A 15,637-nucleotide genomic window follows, 5' to 3' on the forward strand; every position below is an offset into this window, starting at 1 on the left:
CAAACCCGATTTGCAACGGCGGCCCGACGACGGGCGGACGGTTCCAGCCGACCCGCAAGCCGTGCGAATCGGTGTGGAAACGCGGCCACAGGGATCGGTGCGTGCGTCTTACTGCAACGTTGCAGTCTTGAAATCGTATGATTTTTAAGATCGGATGCGCGCACCAACGGAGGACGCCGAAACATGACCGCCATGATCCGCAACCCGATCCTTAGGGGCTTCAACCCGGACCCATCGATCTGCCGCGTCGGAGACGACTATTACATCGCGACCTCCACCTTCGAATGGTACCCGGGCGTGCAGATCCACCACTCGCGGGATCTGGTGAACTGGAAGGTCATTCGCCGGCCGCTGGAGCGCGCAAGCCAGCTCGACATGCGCGGCAACCCGGACAGCTGCGGCATCTGGGCGCCGTGTCTCTCTTACGATGACGGGCTGTTCTTTCTGGTCTACACCGACGTCAAGCGTTTCGACGGCAACTTCAAGGACGCGCACAATTTTATCGTCACGGCGGAGGCGATCGAGGCGACCTGGTCGGACCCGGTCTACGTCAATTCCTCAGGCTTCGACCCGTCGCTGTTTCATGACGACGACGGCCGCAAATGGTTCCTCAACATGCAGTGGAACCACCGGACTGAAAGCTTCGGCGGCTCGCCGAAACATCCGGCCTTCGACGGAATCCTGCTGCAGGAGTGGGACGAGCGCACCCGCAAGCTCGTCGGCCCGGTGAAGAACATCTTTGCCGGTTCGCCGCTCGGCCTCGTCGAGGGTCCGCATCTCTTCAAGAAGAACGGCTGGTATTACCTGACGACGGCAGAAGGCGGCACCGGCTACGACCACGCCGTCACCATGGCGCGCTCACGCTCCATCGACGGCCCCTATGAAATGCACCCGGATACCTATCTGATCACGTCAAAGGATCACCCGGATGCGCCGTTGCAGCGTGCCGGTCACGGGCAATATGTCGAAACGCCTGATGGCCAGGCCTATCACACGCACCTGACCGGCCGGCCGCTTACGCCTCTGCGCCGCTGCACGCTCGGCCGCGAGACGGCGCTGCAGAAATGCGTCTGGCGCGACGACGGCTGGCTCTATCTGGAGAATGGCGGCCCGGTGCCCGAGGTGCTCGTGCCCGCGCCGGGGCCGGTGGAAGATCTGCAGGCGCCTGATGTCGTGGAGACGGATTTCGACGACGACGCACTTCCTCTGGAGTTCCAGTGGCTGCGCACGCCGCGGCCGGAGCGGATCTTCTCGCCGGAGAGGAGAGCCGGTCATCTCCGGCTCTTCGGCCGCGAGAGCATCGGCAGCTGGTTCGAGCAGGCGCTGGTGGCGCGGCGGCAGGAGCATCATTCCTTCCGCGCCGAAACAGCCGTCGACTTCACGGCCGAAACCTACCAGCAGGTCGCGGGCCTGACGCATTACTACAACCGCCACAAGTTCCATGCACTCGGCGTCACCTGGCATGAAACGCTGGGGCGGGCGCTGACGATCCTGTCATGCCCGGGTGATTTCCCGCATGGCCGGCTGGAATTTCCACTTGGCAGCGGCGTCGCCATTCCGGATGGCCCGATCGAGCTTGCCATGGAGATCCGCGACAACGATCTGCAGTTCTTCTGGCGGGAGAGGCGGGCAGGCGATTGGCGCGCGGTCGGCCCGGTTCTCGATGCGGGCGTGGTCTCGGACGAGGGTGGCCGCGGCGAGCATGGATCCTTCACCGGCGCCTTCGCCGGCATGTTCGCCTTCGATACATCCGGTGCCGGCAAGCCCGCCGATTTCGATTGCTTCCGTTACGTCAGTCTTGGTGCGGGCTAATGCAAAAACATTAGAAAATACGAATAAACATCAGATATCATTACGTATTTGTAATGTAGAGTTTCATATTCGGTTCAGGAAGCGTGGCCTAATTTCCGGGTGCATACAACGAAAGGACACCCGAATGAAACGTCTCCTGATCGCGCTCGTCGCCAGCTCCGTTCTGATCACGCCGGTCGCGGCCCTTGCCCAGCCGGCAGGATCTTTCGAGGTGGCGCAGAATTATGATCGCTCCCGCCGCCCCGTCGATCGCCATATGGATCGTCACGTCGACCGCCATGTCGACAAGCACGTCACGATCGAGAAGCGCGTGATCGTCAAGAAGAAGGAGCGCTGGGCGCGCGGTCATCGCCTGTCGCCGGCCGAACGCCGCCACATGGCGCAGGTGCGCGACTACCGTTACTACAAGCTGCGCCCGCCGCCGCGCGGCCAGCAGTGGGTGCGGTCTGGCAACGACTTCCTGCTGATCAGCCTTGCAACCGGCGTCATCGTCGGCCTGACCACGGTTCGCTGATCCTCACGGATCGCCGATACAACAAGGGGGTGGCGTTCACTACGCTGCCCCTTTGCCGTTTCCAAGGGCGGTGATGGCGCCCGGTCGTTCTCCAAACAGCAGTCCTTCGATCTCGCCCGCGACATCCAGCATATCCACTTCGCTCCCGGGTGCATCCCCGAGAAAGGGATCGAACATCGGCACCGGACGCCCGGCGGCGTTGAGCGCCATGCAGATGAAGCGTGGTCGGCGCGGGGCGCGCGCAGTGTCTGCCATCAGGCGGCCCGTGGCGACCAGTTGGCGAAGGGATCGGCGAGATCGCGCCAGCGCTCCGGACGGAAGCTATCGTCGGCAATCAAGCAGGCGTCGAGTTCGGCGCGAAGATTTGCCTCGTCCATCGGGTCGGCGCCGATGAACACGATCTCCTGGCGGCGATCGCCCCAGACCGGATCCAGGTAGGGACCGACTGCCTTCAGGAAACCCGGATCACGCGGCCACTGCTCCTTCGGTACGGCCGACCACCAAAGGCCCATCTTTCCTGTACGGACCAGCGGCCCCGCCTGGCTGATCTCGCCGACATAATGGGGGCGGGTCGCGAGCCAGAAGAAGCCCTTGGCGCGGAGCACGCCCGGCCAGGAGCGGTTGAGGAATGCCTGGAAGCGCATGGGGTCGAGCGGACGGCGGGCACGATAGACGAAGGAGCGGATGCCATACTCCTCGGTCTCCGGGATATGGTCATTGAAACCATGCAGTTCCTTGTACCAGAGCGGATGCTCTTCCGCCTTGGCGAGATCGAAGCGGCCGGTTCCAAGCACCTCGCGCAGGTTGACCTTGCCGAAATCGGTCTCGATCAGCTGCGCATCGGGATTGAGCCCGACGATGATCTTGCGGGCGGCATCCACCTGCTCGGGCGTCGCCGTGCCGATCTTGTTGAGGACGACGACATCGGCAAATTCGATCTGCTCGACCAGGAGGTCGACCAGCGTGCGCGTATCGCCTTCGCCGGCGGTCTCACCGCGATCGGCGAGGAAATCGAGCGAGGAATAGTTAGCGATCAGGTTCACGGCGTCGACGACGGTCACCATCGTGTCGAGGCGCGCGACATCGGCAAGGCTCTCGCCGTCCTCGTCGCGAAAATCGAAGGTGGTGGCGACGGGCAGGGGCTCGGAAATGCCGCTCGATTCGATCAGCAGATAGTCGAAGCGGCTCTGTTCCGCGAGGTTGCGGACCTCCTTCAGGAGATCGTCGCGCAGCGTGCAACAGATGCAGCCATTGGTCATTTCTACCAGTTCCTCTTCCGTGCGCGACAGACCGGCGCCGCCGTCGCGCACCAGAGCTGCATCGATGTTGACCTCGCTCATGTCATTGACGATGACGGCGACGCGCAGGCCGTCGCGGTTGGAGAGCACGTGATTGAGCAGGGTGGTCTTGCCGGCGCCGAGAAAGCCGGAGAGCACGGTGACGGGAAGCTTTTCCATCAATTGTTTCCTGAATGTTATATCGTTACATACAATGCGAAGAGAAAAGGCGAGCGCGGACGCCCGCCGGATACGCGAGTTCGAAGTTTGGCGTTCGACCCTTCGGCAGGACCCGATTTGCCGCTCAGCCAGTCGTTCTCATAACCTCCTCCGTAACCGGTGGCTGACCTTCCGCTCGTCATCCTCGGCTTGACTGGAGGAACGGTTCTGCCTCCGTCCACGGTGATGCTTGGGTCAAGCCCGAGCATGACAGAAGAAGGGGACGCTGGAAGGAGGAGGAGGCGGGCGCGAACGCCCACCTCGCCGTCTTGGGAGGACGGGTCAGCTTGCCGAGGCGAGGCAGGTTTTCAGCGAAGTGCCGATCCCTTCCATCATCTGGAAGTAGAGATCCGGGCCAGCGTCGAGGGTGCCGGCTTCCGGGTCGAGGGTGCCGGATTTCGCCGGCGTTCCCTCGATCACCACATTGATCAGCTTAGGCTCGAACTGCGGTTCGGCAAAAACGCAGGTTGCGCCAAGTTCCTTGATCTTGGCGTGGATCTGCGACAGCCGCTCCGCACCCGGCAGCACCTCCGGGCTGACGGTGATCGAGCCGGCGACGCGGACCTTGTAGCGATGCTCGAAATACTGGTAGGCGTCGTGGAAGACAACGAAGGGCTTGTCCTTCACCGGCGCCACGGTCTCCGTCAGCTTGGCGTCGAGCCCATCCAGCCGCTTGTTCAGCGCTTCCAGATTGGCCTTGTAGGCGCCGGCATTGTCCGGATCGGCCGCGGCGAGCGTCTTTTCGATCTCGGCGGCCATCGCCTTGGCATTCATCGGGTCGAGCCACATGTGCATGTCGGTGTCGCCATGACCGTGGTCGTGATCGTGCCCCTCGTGCGCTTCGGCCGCTTCCGGCGCTGCGGCGTGATCGTGTTCCGCTTCGCCTTCCGCATGCTTGTGGCCTTCCTCGCCCTCTTCGCCGTGGTCATGGGCTTCGAAGGCACCGCCTTCGCGGAACTTCAGCTTCTCGATGCCCGGGGCCTCGCTGAGTTCCACCACCTTTGCGTCACCGGAAAGCGCATCGAGCGGCTTGTCGAGGAAGGCTTCGAGCCCGGGGCCGACCCAGAAGACCACGTTTGCCGCCTGCAGGGCCGACGCGTTGGAGGGCTTCATGTTGTAGGTGTGCGGGGATGCCGCACCCTCGACGATCAGCGATGGCTCGCCGACGCCCTGCATGATCGAGGCGACGAGGGAGTGGATAGGCTTGATCGAAACCACCACATTGGGGCCAGCAGCGAATGCCGGCGCGGTGAAGAACATGGTGGAGGCAAAGAGCAGGGCGGATGTCGATTTCATCGGGTTCTCCGGGCTTGAATGACGCACCTGGCCGCATCGACCGGGCGCGCTGTCGGGCATGCAATCTCTTGCTTCAGCAGGTCGTTGATGGCCTTGAAGTCGTCATGTAATGTTATTACATCAATTGCGTTATGCTATAACGTGTGCGATAGCCAGTGGCAACCATCCAATCCGGAATTTTTTCATGCTGAATTTCCGCTCCCCAGAAACGCTGCCGCTGGTCAATCTCAGCAATACGGGCGTGCGCCGCAACGGCCGCTGGCTGGTGCGTGGCGTCGAGTTCTCGATCAGCCCGGGCGAGATCGTCACGCTGATCGGGCCGAATGGCTCGGGCAAATCGACGACGGCGAAGACGGCGATCGGCGTGCTGAAGCCGGACGAAGGCTATGTCGAACGCAAGCGGGGCCTGAAGGTCGGCTACGTGCCGCAGAAGCTCAGCGTCGACTGGACGCTGCCTTTGACGGTCGAGCGGCTGATGACGCTGACCGGTCCGCTGAAGGGCCGGGAGATCGAGGAAGCGCTGTCGGCGACCGGCGTGCTGCATCTGGCGAAATCCGAGGTGCAGCATCTCTCCGGTGGCGAGTTCCAGCGCGCGCTGCTCGCCCGCGCCATTGCCCGCAAGCCGGACCTGCTGGTGCTCGACGAGCCGGTTCAGGGGGTCGACTTCAGCGGTGAGATCGCACTCTACGAACTGATCAAGCAGATCCGTAACCGCACCGGCTGCGGCATCCTGTTGATCTCGCACGACCTGCACATCGTCATGGCCGAGACCGATACGGTCGTTTGTCTCAACGGCCATGTCTGCTGCCGCGGCACGCCGCAGGTGGTCAGCCAGAGCCCCGAATATCAGAAGCTCTTCGGACGTCGGGCCGCCAATGCGCTTGCCGTTTACAGCCACCACCACGACCACACCCATCTGCCCGATGGCCGGGTGCTGCATGCGGACGGTTCGATTACCGAGCATTGCTATCCCGGCGACGGCCACCACCACGACCACGAGGAAAACGTGCACGATCACGGCGAGGATTGCGGTTGCGGCCATCATTCGCGGCTGCATGGCTATGACGCGAAGGAGAAGCGCGATGCTTGACGATTTCTTCGTGCGCGCGCTGATCGCCGGCATCGGCATCGCCGTGATGGCCGGGCCGCTCGGCTGCTTCGTCATCTGGCGCCGCATGGCCTATTTCGGTGACACCATGGCGCATTCGGCGCTGCTCGGTGTGGCGCTGTCACTGCTGCTCGAGCTCAATCTGATGCTCAGCGTCTTCATCGTCGCTTCCGTCGTCTCGGTGCTGCTTCTTTTCCTGCAGCGGCGCGGCGCGCTGTCGACGGATGCGTTGCTCGGCATCCTCTCCCATTCGGCGCTGTCCGTCGGCCTCGTCATCGTCGCCTTCATGACCTGGGTGCGCATCGATCTGGTCGGCTTCCTCTTCGGCGACATTCTCGCGGTCTCCGAATCCGATATCGACATCATCTGGGGTGGCGGCATCCTGGTGATCTTTGCGATCGTCTATCTCTGGCGGCCGCTCTTGGCTTCCACCGTCAACCCCGAACTGGCCGAAGCCGAGGGCCTGAAGCCCGAGCGCACAAGGCTCTTCTTCATGCTTTTGATGGCGCTTGTGATCGCGATCGCCATGAAGATCGTCGGCATTCTGCTTATCACCTCGCTCCTGATCATCCCGGCCGCAACCGCACGGCGATTCTCGACTTCGCCGGAGGTGATGGCGGTGCTTGCCTCGGTCATCGGCGCGCTCGCCGTCACCGGCGGACTTTTCGGCTCGCTGCACTGGGATACGCCGTCGGGACCGTCTATCGTCGTTGCCGCGGTTGGGCTTTTCGTTCTGAGTCTGCTACCGATCGGCCGCCGCCCGATCGAGGCAGCGCATCATTCCACGCCCGGAGGACACCACTGATGGTTACGCCGCAACTGACCAAGAACCAGACGCTGGTGATGGATGCGCTCAGCCATTCCGAAGGGCCGATGAGCGCCTACACCATTCTCGACAAGCTGCGCGACCACGGCTTCCGCGCGCCGCTTCAGGTCTATCGCGCACTGGACAAGCTGCTCGAATACGGCCTCGTCCATCGGCTGGAGAGCATCAATGCTTTCGTTGCCTGCACCTGCCCGCACGATCACGAGCACGACCATGGCGTCACTGCCTTCACCATCTGCGAAGGCTGCGGCCAGGTGACGGAGTTTCACGACGAGGCCATCGAGCAGCGGCTTTCGACCCTGACCCGGGCACAGAACTTCAAGACCGAGAAGACCACGATCGAGATCCGCGGCCATTGCCAGAGCTGCGCCTAAGTTCGGCGCTGCCATTCGGGACGCAACAGCCTGATTGGCTGAAGTTCAATCCAGCCGGGTGAGATCGGTGGCGTAGCGCCGCCAGTTCTTGACGTAATGCGCTGCCGAGCGCTTCAAGCCTTCGACTGCCGCCTCGTCGAGCGTGCGGATCGCCTTGGCCGGCGCGCCGACGATCAGCGAGTTGTCGGGAAATTCCTTGCCTTCGGTCACCAGCGCATTGGCGCCGACCAGGCAGTTGCGGCCGATCCTGGCGCCGTTGAGCACGGTCGCGCCCATGCCGATCAGCGAGTTCTCGCCGATGGTGCAGCCATGGATGATGGCGCCATGGCCGATGGTACAGCCTTCGCCGATCGTCACCGGAAAGCCCGGGTCAACATGGATGACGACATTTTCCTGGATGTTGGTGCGGGCGCCGAGCCGGATCGGCTCATTGTCGCCGCGCAGCGTTACTCCGAACCAGATTCCGACCTCGTCGCCGATCTCGACCTGGCCGATGACGTTTGCGTCAGGCGCCACCCAGTAGCTGCCATTCGGCGGTGTCTGCGGGCGAAGCGATCCAAGGGCATAAAGCGGCATCGGCAGGTATCCTTCATGTCGTCTGAAATGATGCAATGCCAGGACGGGCGGTTGATGCCTTTCCTGGCGCGGTCTCTTCTAGAACATCCTTCGCACGTTCATGCGGACGCTGGAGGCTCTAGAGAACGCTCACGGCAAGGGCTGCGACGCCGTCGACGCCGCAGGTGACCTCGTCGCCGCGCACCACGGCACCAACGCCCGAGGGCGTGCCGGTCATGATGACGTCGCCAGGAGCAAGGGTGAAGAGTTTCGAGAGTTCGGCGATGATCTCCGGCACTTTCCAGATCATCTGGTCGAGATCGCCCTGCTGGCGCATTTCGCCATTCACCTTCAGCCAGATGTTGCCGTTGACGGGATGGCCGATCGCCTCGGCCGGCGCGATCGCCGAGACCGGAGCGGAATGTTCGAAGGCCTTGGCGGCGGCCCAGGGCTTGCCGGCCTTCTTGGCCTCCGCCTGCAGATCGCGGCGGGTGAAATCGATCCCGACGGCATAGCCGTAGACACAATCCAGCGCATCCTCGACGGCGATGTTGCTGCCGCCGCGCTTCAACGCCACGACGAGTTCGACCTCGTGATGAACATCCGAGGTCAGCGGCGGGTAGGGGAAGGCGCTACCTGCGGCAAGCAGGTTGTCCGGGTTCTTCTGGAAGAAGAACGGCGGCTCGCGGTCCGGATCGTGGCCCATTTCGATGGCATGGGCGGCATAGTTACGGCCGACGCAATAGACCCGGCGAACCGGAAATCCGACGAGGCCACCGGAGATCGGCAACAGCACGGGAAGCGGAGGAGGGATGATGGTTTCCATGATCGTCCGGTCTTGCGCGTCTATCTGTCTTCGATCGACAGGAAGATCGCTGCGCGTTTGATGGGCGCTCGCCGTCGGCCGATTTCGGCTTCGAGCGAGGCAGGAGAGAATCCGGACGTTACTGCATAAATCCGCGAATCGGAATCGATCCGTAGAAAAATAAGACAGGGATCAAGGATGAGGTTGCGGCTGAAGCGCGCCCGGATGGGCGCGCGAATTCACGACACCCGAGAAGGTGCCGTGATCGGATAACTCAGGCGCACTGCGCGTAGGCCTGAAGCTGATCTCGGGTCAGGAATCGACCGTCCGAGCGCGAATTGAGCTCCGGATGGCTATATTCGAGACTGGGAACCTGGGGAAGCTCAAGCGCCTGGCGCACGGTCATGATGCCGAGGTCGCGGCGGCCACCTTCTTGCTTCACGGTGACTTCAACGATGCGATAGAGATTGCTCTCGCTCATATTTTCTCTCCCGTATATCGTTTTTTTGAATTCCCTTGCGGGGATTAACGCGCTCCGAAATTGGTTTTTATGAGGCACCTCAGAATATAGGCCAGAGAAATGAAGGCTTCACGACAGAAATTGGGCCGTTTCTGGAAAAATCATGCGCGATTGGGCGATAATGCGCCGAAATGATGCAGTTTTCGGGCAAATGCCCAAGATCTGAGCCAACCGTCAGTCAGCAAGCGGCGGGCTATGCGACTTCAACTAAAACGGTAGCTTGCGCCCGCGGATGGCGAGCGTTTGCCGCTCAGAGCGGCGAGACATGTCCGGCGCGGGCGCGCCTCAGTGGGTGCCTAGTTCGGCTTCCTCGGCGGCCGAGATGAACAGCGTTCGTGCCTCTTCGGCCGTGCGGCGACCATCGATGGCGGCGCGGCAGGCGCTGCGGGCGGCAACATAGAACGGCCCGCGACGGGGCCAATGATCGGCAAGGCAAGCAAGTGCGTCCCTGGGACCTTTTACGGTGCGGCAAACGCCGCCAACAAAGTCGAGTTCAATCGGCTGTTTCCAGACTAATTGCATGCGTCTCCTCCTCGAGATCATCTCAATGAATGCCGGCACCGCGGCTGTCGGCCCCTGGCTCCTCTCAAGTGGCCTCGACAGTCGATCTTGCTAATGTAGCGCAGGAGGACGGATTTGTAAGCAGCTTTTCCGTGTTTCTGCGGTCCGCTGCACGCGCCGGCGGTAGTCCGTGGGGCGGATGAGAGATGTAGCGAGCCTAGCAGGAGACGTCGCGCTGCAGCCGTTCGGCATAGGCGCGGCCAGCAATGAGCAGTCGCCCCTCGCTCGTGTTGCCGGCGAGATAGTCGTCGATCAGCATTCTGGCATGGCGCCGCGCCGGCTCGCCGTCGCGCGCCCAGCCCTGTTCGATGCAAAGCACGTCGAAGACGCGCTGCAGCCTTGCCATGTCGGCCTTCGACAGCGCCAGGCATTGTGTCGCTCGCAATGGGGCCACCCGTCCCTCCCGTTCGGCCGCGCTTTTAGGCGCACTATGGCAGAACGCGGCCGAATTGAACCCCTTGGGAATGAGGGGTCAGAAGGGCGCCCCGACCACTTTGTTCAGGGCAGCGAGATAGGATCCCAAGTTCCGGGCAATCAGGCCGCAGGGACGACGCGGTCGACCTTGGTGCGGCGGCCGCCTTCTTCGATGCGGTAGTAGTCGGATCCGATCAGGGCGTACTGGTCGCAGCGGTGGCCGCCATCCTCGAAGGCGATGCAGACTTCGTCGCCGGTGATCGTGTAGCTGCCGCCATCGCGCACCTCGTAGTCGCGATAGCCGTAGCGGCCGTCGGCGAAATAGGTGGAGGCGACACCGTTGAGATTGTAGCGCAGTGTCTTGCCAACGAGGAAGTCCCGGAGCGCGTCACCCGAAAGGGTCGGCACGGAGGGAGCGACAGGCCTCGGCCTTGCGATTTCCGGCGTCTCCAGTTCCATCGACTGGCATCCGGCCAATAGAAGCGTGAACAGTGCCGCGATCGCGCGTTTCATGCCGTCCGTCCTTTTTCCTGGCTACTGTATCGATACAGGGCGCTGCCTTACCTTATAGGTCCTTAGTTCGAAATGGATTAAAGGCGAAACTAGGGAGCAGGTGCTTGGACAGTGACCACTGGCATATCGATAGACGCGCGGCGCTGTAATCGCCTTGGGTCGTTCCTGTCAAGTCCGGGGAGCCGCAAGGGTGGAAATCGCGTCACGCGTCGTGCTGCGCCGGCGGGTCCGCGTAGTAGAGAAAGAGGTTGGCGGACGCCTCTGCACCGGCCATGGCTGCTTCTCCGAAAGATCCGGCATCCTCGACGTTCTGCCACGCGGCCCTGAGATCGGCGAGGCACGTGGCGATGGAATCGACGATCGCCTGCTTGTCTTGCGCCTGCATGACGAGAGCTGCCACCGTCGCATTCAGGATCGACAGCTGTCCGAGTTGCGCTGCATCGCCATGGAGGCGAAGCTCCTCAGCGCTCATATCGTCCGGGGATTTCGACATCGCATGATTCCTTCGCTTTTCGGTTGCAGCGAGAGGCGATCATTTCGCGGCGAAGAAGGCAAGCTCCCGCCCGGCGAGCGCCGAGACCCGGCGCTGTCGGTTCGAACCCGGGCGGCCTGCTGTTTTTTGCGCGCTAGCAGAGTGCGCGTCAGAACAGGCTGCCGGCAACGGCCGCGGCGACGGTGGCGGCCAGCGCTGCCAACAGGAACGCTGCGCCTATCGCGGTCGCTATTGTGCGTCGGCGCCGTGCGCCGCTCCAATCGTAGCTCATGTCTTCGCTCCGACGACGATCAAGTCAAAGCGGGACGATCGGCGATTCTGCTTAACAAAATGGAAACCATGCTGATGGCGGAGTATCGGGGGGCGGAGGCGGTCCTCGCGACGTTGTGCGGCCTCCGCCCGACTGGCGATCCCGTCAGCCCCGCATCGTGCGGAGTTCCGGGAAGTCGTACCAGCGCAGTCTCTTGTCGCCGCAGCGGGAATCGTACGAGCTCGAGTCAACGATTTTCCCATCGCGCAGGGCATAGCCACCGACCTGCAATACTTCCTGAATCCTCGTTTCCCTGAAGCGAACGCAGAACGCGTAGATCTTGGCTTCGGGATTGAGCAAGACCACGCTCGATATCTCCGCCGTCTTGAACTGGGCGCCCTTGGCGTCGATTGACCGCATCACGGCAACATACTCCCTGCGCACCGCCGCCGACGGCGGCTTTTGCGTTGCCAGGACGGATTCCGGCGCCGGCGGCTGGCAGCCCGAGAGCGCAAGCGCGGCCAGTCCGAGGTAGAGGTATTTCAGCATCGATGTTCCCCATAGATTTTTGCCGCGCAGGTTGTAGCCGGCAAGTGTGATGGCCGCAATATCAATTGGATAGCCGGACGTCCTGTCCGGCGATCGGCGGACTCCTGGTTGCGTCGAGAGAGGGCCGGTCCGTTTCGTTCGCACCGTCTCGCATTCTTGGGCGTTGCGCTGTATAAGGCGCGGTCCCCTGTGGGAGCCTTGGCGCCAATCGGGCGCCGGTGCTACTGATCCGCCGTGCGTGCTACATTGCGGCACCGGCGTGCAAAGCCAGAATAACGAGAGTTGATCGAGCATGGCAGAAGGCCGCGCGCAGCCCGGAAATCCGGGCAACCGTCACTATTTCAACGCACCGGTCTTCGCCGTGGCGCCCATGATCGACTGGACCGATCGCCACTATCGCTTCTTCGCGCGGCAGCTGTCGAAGCATGCGTTGCTCTATACGGAAATGATCGTCGCCGAAGCGATCCTGCGGGGCGACCGGCAGCGGCTGCTCGGCTTTGACGTCTCGGAGAACCCGGTTGCGCTGCAACTTGGCGGCAACGATCCCCGGAAAATGGCGGAGGCGGCGGCCATTGCCGAGGACTTCGGCTATGACGAGATCAACATGAATGTCGGCTGTCCGTCGGACCGGGTGCAATCGGGCACCTTCGGCGCCTGCCTCATGCAGGAGCCGGAGACGGTCGCGGCCTGCGTTTCGGCGATGAAGGCGGCGGTCAAGATCCCGGTGACGGTCAAGTGCCGCATCGGCGTCGACGATCAGGACCCGGAGGTGGCGCTGCGCAGGCTGGTTGCGCAGGTGGTCAATGCCGGCACGGACGCCGTCTGGGTGCATGCGCGCAAGGCGTGGCTGCAGGGCTTGAGCCCCAAGGAAAACCGCGAGATCCCACCGCTCGACTATGACCTGGTGCATCGGCTGAAGCAGGAAAATCCTGATCTTTTCATCGGCATCAATGGTGGCCTTCAGACCTTGAGCCAGGCGCTTGAGCAACTGCAACACCTTGACGGCGTCATGCTCGGCCGTGCCGCCTATCACGACAGTGCGATGCTGACGGCGGCCGATGGCCATTTCCCGCACCCGGTTACAGGAACGGCGGCGCAGCCTGCGGGCGAATTCTCCGAGCGTGGTCATCGGCTCGATCTCGATTTCTGGAGCGGTGTCCGTGACGCGATGGCCGCGTATGCCGCGACGCATATCGCCAATGGCGGCCGGCTGATCCATGTGACGCGGCACATGGTCGGCCTGTTCCAGGGCTGGCCGGGCGCCCGGCGCTACCGACAGATCCTGTCTTCCGATGCGACCCGCCAGGGGGCAGGGCCGGAAGTGATCCACGCAGCCTTCGGTGCGGTGTTCGAGGCGACGGCGGCGAAGCAGGCGGCGGAGTAGCTCGCTGAGAACCGCTGAGAACTATCGAATGCAGCGGTTCGAAATCTACGTCGACGATCAGCTCATTGGGTATACGGCGTTCGAGAACGGCGATGCCGCAATGGGCGTTGCGTTTGGACGGTTCTTGCCTACCAGCGCATATCGCCGCGACATCATCACCAAAGAAAGCGTCATCGTCGTCATGCTCGGGGATACGGCGATCCGATCGACCGGCGGCGCGTATATCGAAGACTATTTCGAGGAGCTGGGCGCAATCGAGGTCGCGATCCTTGGCGTAGATTGCCCGCCGTATGGCGAGTTGTTTCCGGAGCTCAAGGCCGCTTACGAGGCGGGGCTTCGGAGCTGACGGACCAGATTGTCCGAGGCATGTCCTTAGGGCATGTCCCTGGGGCATCGATCCCCTGAAACGAAAACGGCGCCCCTTGCGGAGCGCCGTTTCCTTGAAGACTGTCCGATCGGACGATCCGGCTTAGGCAGCCTGGATGTTGACGGCCTTCGGGCCCTTGCCCATGCGGTCCGGCTCGGTGTCGAAGGTGACCTGCTGGCCATCCTTGAGGGTTGCAAGGCCAGCGGCCTGAACGGCGGAGATGTGTACGAACACGTCCTTCGCGCCGCCATCCGGCGTGATGAAGCCGAAGCCCTTGTCCTGGTTGAAGAATTTAACGATGCCCTTAGTGGCCATGGAAGAAGTCCTTTTCCTTCAGTCAATTTGCGTTGCCCGCGCCCCCTGGGGGATGTGGGCATCTCGTCTTCCGCTTGCAAGCGGAAAGGCGTCGAGTGGTCACGATTCGGGGAAAAGACGTCTACGGTGCCGCTGCCGGCAGTCCCAACACGAGGTCGGGCGCAGTTGAAAGTCCAGTCTCCGGGATAGAAATCGCCCGAACGGCGCAAGAAGTGACAGTATTTGCAGAAAAAGGCAAGTACCTTGTGCGTTGCGTCAAAGGGCGAACCTGCCGTCTTCGCAAGGCATTTGCCGGTTCTCGCAGCTCCCTTCACTCCTCCGTCAGAAAAATCGGGGACGGCCCGTTTCTCGACACAATTTCGTCCCGACCTCGACCGAACGTGCGCGCCGCCGATGGGGCTGTTTGCTGCGCCCGAGCGGATGGCGTCGTTGCGTCTGGCATCGAGCCGGAGGCTTGCACATCTTCGGGATAACGCGCAGGCTTTACCGAAGGTTGGTTCCGTCTTGGCCGGCGATGGCGTAGCCAAGGGGCAGGGGCGGCGGCCGCGCCATGCGAAGCGTCGCCTTGGCCGGACGAAGTTTCGCCTTGGCCGGACGAAGTGTCGCTCTGGCAGGAAGATTGTGTGGTCGTGCCGGACCAAATGGCGTCCGGATCGGATAATGTGTCGTCTTGACCGGACGAGAGTATTGCGAGGGCCGGACGACTGCGTCGCCCGGAGAATGCGCCGGACGGCTTTGCCGGGCGGTGGAGTGACTTACGGAGAGGGACAGCGTGATCGACCCTTACGAACTGCTTGGACTGGAACGCGACGCGGACAATCAGGCAATCCGCAGCGCCTATCGCAAGGCGGCGAAATCGGCGCATCCGGATTCCGGCGGCGATCCCGAACAGTTTGCGCGCCTGCAGATAGCCTACGAACTGCTCAAGGATCCGGTGCGCCGCAAGGTCTATGACGATACCGGCTACGATCCGCAGCTCGCCGATCCACGTGACCTCAAGGGCCTGATGATGCTGGAAACGCTGGTCAACGAGTTCATTCTCGACGAACGCGAGCCCGGCAGCTTCGATCCCGTCGCCGCCATGCGGCGCAAGCTTTCGGACGATATCGTCAAGAGCCGTTTCCATATCCTCGAGCTTGAGCGCCACCGCGCCCGCGTGCGCAAGCACCTCGACCGCCTCGGCCGCCGGCCGGAGACCGACGTGCTCGGTTCGATGCTGCGCGCCCGCTCGCGGTCGATTGCCGAGGCGATCAAGAACACCGACGAGCAGATCAAGACCATCGAGCAGGCCTATGAGATGCTGGAAGGCTATTCCTACGAACTGGAAGCGCTGGAGGTGAAGGCGCATGCGGCGGAGTAGGGTCGTCTCTCAACTATAGGTGCGGTGCACGCCTGGCGCCGGCGGTACCGTTGCCGTCCGCGCTCCACGGAGCCGCGCATTTTCTTCTGCCACGGCCCCCGCTGTGCAGACGCGGCCTTGGGTGT

21 protein-coding genes are annotated in these 15,637 nt (G+C 62.6%); 8 read left to right on the forward strand and 13 right to left on the reverse strand.

All coding sequences use genetic code 11. The features are described from left to right. The first annotated feature begins 183 nt into the window (after positions 1–183). Both I8N66_RS03820 and I8N66_RS03825 read left to right on the forward strand, forming a co-directional pair. Positions 184–1,812 carry a glycoside hydrolase family 43 protein gene (locus tag I8N66_RS03820; RefSeq protein ID WP_291149877.1) on the forward strand — a complete coding sequence of 543 codons (1,629 nt, stop codon included), beginning with the start codon at positions 184–186 and terminating at the stop codon, positions 1,810–1,812. 124 nt (positions 1,813–1,936) lie between these two features. Further along, positions 1,937–2,326: an RcnB family protein gene (locus tag I8N66_RS03825; protein ID WP_291149879.1), complete on the forward strand. Its 390-nt coding sequence runs from the start codon at positions 1,937–1,939 to the stop codon at positions 2,324–2,326. A gap of 39 nt (positions 2,327–2,365) precedes the next feature. Here I8N66_RS03825 and I8N66_RS03830 read toward each other — a convergent pair whose 3' ends face one another. The 3 genes from I8N66_RS03830 to znuA all read right to left on the reverse strand — a co-directional run bounded on the left by I8N66_RS03830 (position 2,366) and on the right by znuA (position 5,118). After that, on the reverse strand, positions 2,366–2,581 hold the full coding sequence (locus I8N66_RS03830) for a hypothetical protein (protein WP_291149882.1): 216 nt from the start codon (positions 2,579–2,581) through the stop codon (positions 2,366–2,368). After that, positions 2,581–3,786: a GTP-binding protein gene (locus I8N66_RS03835; protein WP_291149885.1), complete on the reverse strand. Its 1,206-nt coding sequence runs from the start codon at positions 3,784–3,786 to the stop codon at positions 2,581–2,583. Before I8N66_RS03835 ends, I8N66_RS03830 begins: the two co-directional genes overlap by 1 nt. 318 nt (positions 3,787–4,104) lie before the next feature. Continuing rightward, positions 4,105–5,118 carry a zinc ABC transporter substrate-binding protein ZnuA gene (gene znuA, locus I8N66_RS03840; RefSeq protein WP_291149887.1) on the reverse strand — a complete coding sequence of 338 codons (1,014 nt, stop codon included), beginning with the start codon at positions 5,116–5,118 and terminating at the stop codon, positions 4,105–4,107. A gap of 184 nt (positions 5,119–5,302) precedes the next feature. Between znuA and I8N66_RS03845 the strand changes: the two genes are divergently transcribed. From I8N66_RS03845 to I8N66_RS03855, 3 genes are read left to right on the forward strand one after another with little or no spacing between them, the layout of a single operon-like run. Further along, positions 5,303–6,208 carry an ATP-binding cassette domain-containing protein gene (locus tag I8N66_RS03845; protein ID WP_291149891.1) on the forward strand — a complete coding sequence of 302 codons (906 nt, stop codon included), beginning with the start codon at positions 5,303–5,305 and terminating at the stop codon, positions 6,206–6,208. Next, positions 6,201–7,031, forward strand: a complete 831-nt coding sequence (gene znuB / locus I8N66_RS03850; protein WP_113539379.1) for a zinc ABC transporter permease subunit ZnuB — start codon at positions 6,201–6,203, stop codon at positions 7,029–7,031. The genes I8N66_RS03845 and znuB overlap by 8 nt, the downstream gene beginning before the upstream one ends. Continuing rightward, the gene (locus tag I8N66_RS03855; RefSeq protein WP_223727585.1) at positions 7,031–7,426 is read left to right on the forward strand and encodes a Fur family transcriptional regulator; all 396 of its coding nucleotides are present in this window, start codon (positions 7,031–7,033) and stop codon (positions 7,424–7,426) included. Before znuB ends, I8N66_RS03855 begins: the two co-directional genes overlap by 1 nt. A 45-nt stretch (positions 7,427–7,471) precedes the next feature. Here I8N66_RS03855 and I8N66_RS03860 read toward each other — a convergent pair whose 3' ends face one another. The 9 genes from I8N66_RS03860 to I8N66_RS03900 form a co-directional block, all read right to left on the reverse strand. Continuing rightward, positions 7,472–8,002 (reverse strand): gamma carbonic anhydrase family protein, encoded by a 531-nt coding sequence (locus tag I8N66_RS03860; protein WP_291149897.1) that lies wholly within the window; start codon positions 8,000–8,002, stop codon positions 7,472–7,474. A gap of 118 nt (positions 8,003–8,120) precedes the next feature. Continuing rightward, entirely contained in the window at positions 8,121–8,807 is a 687-nt protein-coding gene (locus I8N66_RS03865) for a fumarylacetoacetate hydrolase family protein (RefSeq protein ID WP_291149900.1), read from the reverse strand. Positions 8,808–9,060: 253 nt separating this feature from the next. Next, complete coding sequence (locus tag I8N66_RS03870; RefSeq protein ID WP_291149902.1) at positions 9,061–9,267, reverse strand: hypothetical protein; 207 nt, start codon at positions 9,265–9,267, stop codon at positions 9,061–9,063. Positions 9,268–9,591: 324 nt separating this feature from the next. Then, the gene (locus I8N66_RS03875; protein ID WP_113539383.1) at positions 9,592–9,828 is read right to left on the reverse strand and encodes a DUF982 domain-containing protein; all 237 of its coding nucleotides are present in this window, start codon (positions 9,826–9,828) and stop codon (positions 9,592–9,594) included. Positions 9,829–10,024: 196 nt separating this feature from the next. Continuing rightward, a complete protein-coding gene (locus tag I8N66_RS03880; protein WP_113539384.1) occupies positions 10,025–10,261 on the reverse strand; it encodes a hypothetical protein in 237 nt (78 codons plus the stop codon). Between the two features lie 140 nt (positions 10,262–10,401). Next, entirely contained in the window at positions 10,402–10,794 is a 393-nt protein-coding gene (locus tag I8N66_RS03885) for a hypothetical protein (protein WP_113539385.1), read from the reverse strand. Positions 10,795–10,996: 202 nt separating this feature from the next. Continuing rightward, on the reverse strand, positions 10,997–11,287 hold the full coding sequence (locus I8N66_RS03890; RefSeq protein ID WP_113539386.1) for a hypothetical protein: 291 nt from the start codon (positions 11,285–11,287) through the stop codon (positions 10,997–10,999). 148 nt (positions 11,288–11,435) lie between these two features. Then, positions 11,436–11,558, reverse strand: coding sequence for a hypothetical protein (locus I8N66_RS03895; protein ID WP_268906811.1), 123 nt, complete (start codon positions 11,556–11,558; stop codon positions 11,436–11,438). Positions 11,559–11,702: 144 nt separating this feature from the next. After that, positions 11,703–12,086 carry a hypothetical protein gene (locus I8N66_RS03900; protein WP_365886769.1) on the reverse strand — a complete coding sequence of 128 codons (384 nt, stop codon included), beginning with the start codon at positions 12,084–12,086 and terminating at the stop codon, positions 11,703–11,705. A gap of 292 nt (positions 12,087–12,378) precedes the next feature. Here I8N66_RS03900 and dusA point away from each other — a divergent pair, with 292 nt between their 5' ends. Further along, on the forward strand, positions 12,379–13,470 hold the full coding sequence (dusA, locus tag I8N66_RS03905) for a tRNA dihydrouridine(20/20a) synthase DusA (protein ID WP_291149909.1): 1,092 nt from the start codon (positions 12,379–12,381) through the stop codon (positions 13,468–13,470). Positions 13,471–13,498: 28 nt separating this feature from the next. Then, on the forward strand, positions 13,499–13,816 hold the full coding sequence (locus I8N66_RS03910) for a hypothetical protein (protein WP_291149912.1): 318 nt from the start codon (positions 13,499–13,501) through the stop codon (positions 13,814–13,816). Positions 13,817–13,939: 123 nt separating this feature from the next. On the opposite strand, the gene I8N66_RS03915 is transcribed toward I8N66_RS03910, so the two are convergent. Continuing rightward, a complete protein-coding gene (locus I8N66_RS03915; RefSeq protein WP_034788487.1) occupies positions 13,940–14,152 on the reverse strand; it encodes a cold-shock protein in 213 nt (70 codons plus the stop codon). 772 nt (positions 14,153–14,924) lie between these two features. On the opposite strand from I8N66_RS03915, the gene I8N66_RS03920 reads away from it, so the two are divergent. Further along, positions 14,925–15,512 carry a J domain-containing protein gene (locus I8N66_RS03920; RefSeq protein WP_113539389.1) on the forward strand — a complete coding sequence of 196 codons (588 nt, stop codon included), beginning with the start codon at positions 14,925–14,927 and terminating at the stop codon, positions 15,510–15,512. Positions 15,513–15,637: the final 125 nt, after the last annotated feature.

The organism is Ensifer sp. SSB1 (assembly GCF_016652895.1).
Lineage (GTDB): Bacteria > Pseudomonadota > Alphaproteobacteria > Rhizobiales > Rhizobiaceae > Ensifer.

Coding starts and splice junctions, on each gene's coding strand:
- znuA (WP_291149887.1), bottom strand. CDS start 5,118: ATGAAATCGACATCCGCCCTGCTCTTTGCCTCCACCATGTTCTTCACC.
- I8N66_RS03895 (WP_268906811.1), bottom strand. CDS start 11,558: ATGAGCTACGATTGGAGCGGCGCACGGCGCCGACGCACAATAGCGACC.
- I8N66_RS03870 (WP_291149902.1), bottom strand. CDS start 9,267: ATGAGCGAGAGCAATCTCTATCGCATCGTTGAAGTCACCGTGAAGCAA.
- znuB (WP_113539379.1), top strand. CDS start 6,201: ATGCTTGACGATTTCTTCGTGCGCGCGCTGATCGCCGGCATCGGCATC.
- I8N66_RS03915 (WP_034788487.1), bottom strand. CDS start 14,152: ATGGCCACTAAGGGCATCGTTAAATTCTTCAACCAGGACAAGGGCTTC.
- I8N66_RS03875 (WP_113539383.1), bottom strand. CDS start 9,828: ATGCAATTAGTCTGGAAACAGCCGATTGAACTCGACTTTGTTGGCGGC.
- I8N66_RS03820 (WP_291149877.1), top strand. CDS start 184: ATGACCGCCATGATCCGCAACCCGATCCTTAGGGGCTTCAACCCGGAC.
- I8N66_RS03860 (WP_291149897.1), bottom strand. CDS start 8,002: ATGCCGCTTTATGCCCTTGGATCGCTTCGCCCGCAGACACCGCCGAAT.
- I8N66_RS03910 (WP_291149912.1), top strand. CDS start 13,499: ATGCAGCGGTTCGAAATCTACGTCGACGATCAGCTCATTGGGTATACG.
- I8N66_RS03855 (WP_223727585.1), top strand. CDS start 7,031: ATGGTTACGCCGCAACTGACCAAGAACCAGACGCTGGTGATGGATGCG.
- I8N66_RS03845 (WP_291149891.1), top strand. CDS start 5,303: ATGCTGAATTTCCGCTCCCCAGAAACGCTGCCGCTGGTCAATCTCAGC.
- I8N66_RS03865 (WP_291149900.1), bottom strand. CDS start 8,807: ATGGAAACCATCATCCCTCCTCCGCTTCCCGTGCTGTTGCCGATCTCC.
- I8N66_RS03890 (WP_113539386.1), bottom strand. CDS start 11,287: ATGTCGAAATCCCCGGACGATATGAGCGCTGAGGAGCTTCGCCTCCAT.
- I8N66_RS03900 (WP_365886769.1), bottom strand. CDS start 12,086: ATGCTGAAATACCTCTACCTCGGACTGGCCGCGCTTGCGCTCTCGGGC.
- dusA (WP_291149909.1), top strand. CDS start 12,379: ATGGCAGAAGGCCGCGCGCAGCCCGGAAATCCGGGCAACCGTCACTAT.
- I8N66_RS03885 (WP_113539385.1), bottom strand. CDS start 10,794: ATGAAACGCGCGATCGCGGCACTGTTCACGCTTCTATTGGCCGGATGC.
- I8N66_RS03825 (WP_291149879.1), top strand. CDS start 1,937: ATGAAACGTCTCCTGATCGCGCTCGTCGCCAGCTCCGTTCTGATCACG.
- I8N66_RS03830 (WP_291149882.1), bottom strand. CDS start 2,581: ATGGCAGACACTGCGCGCGCCCCGCGCCGACCACGCTTCATCTGCATG.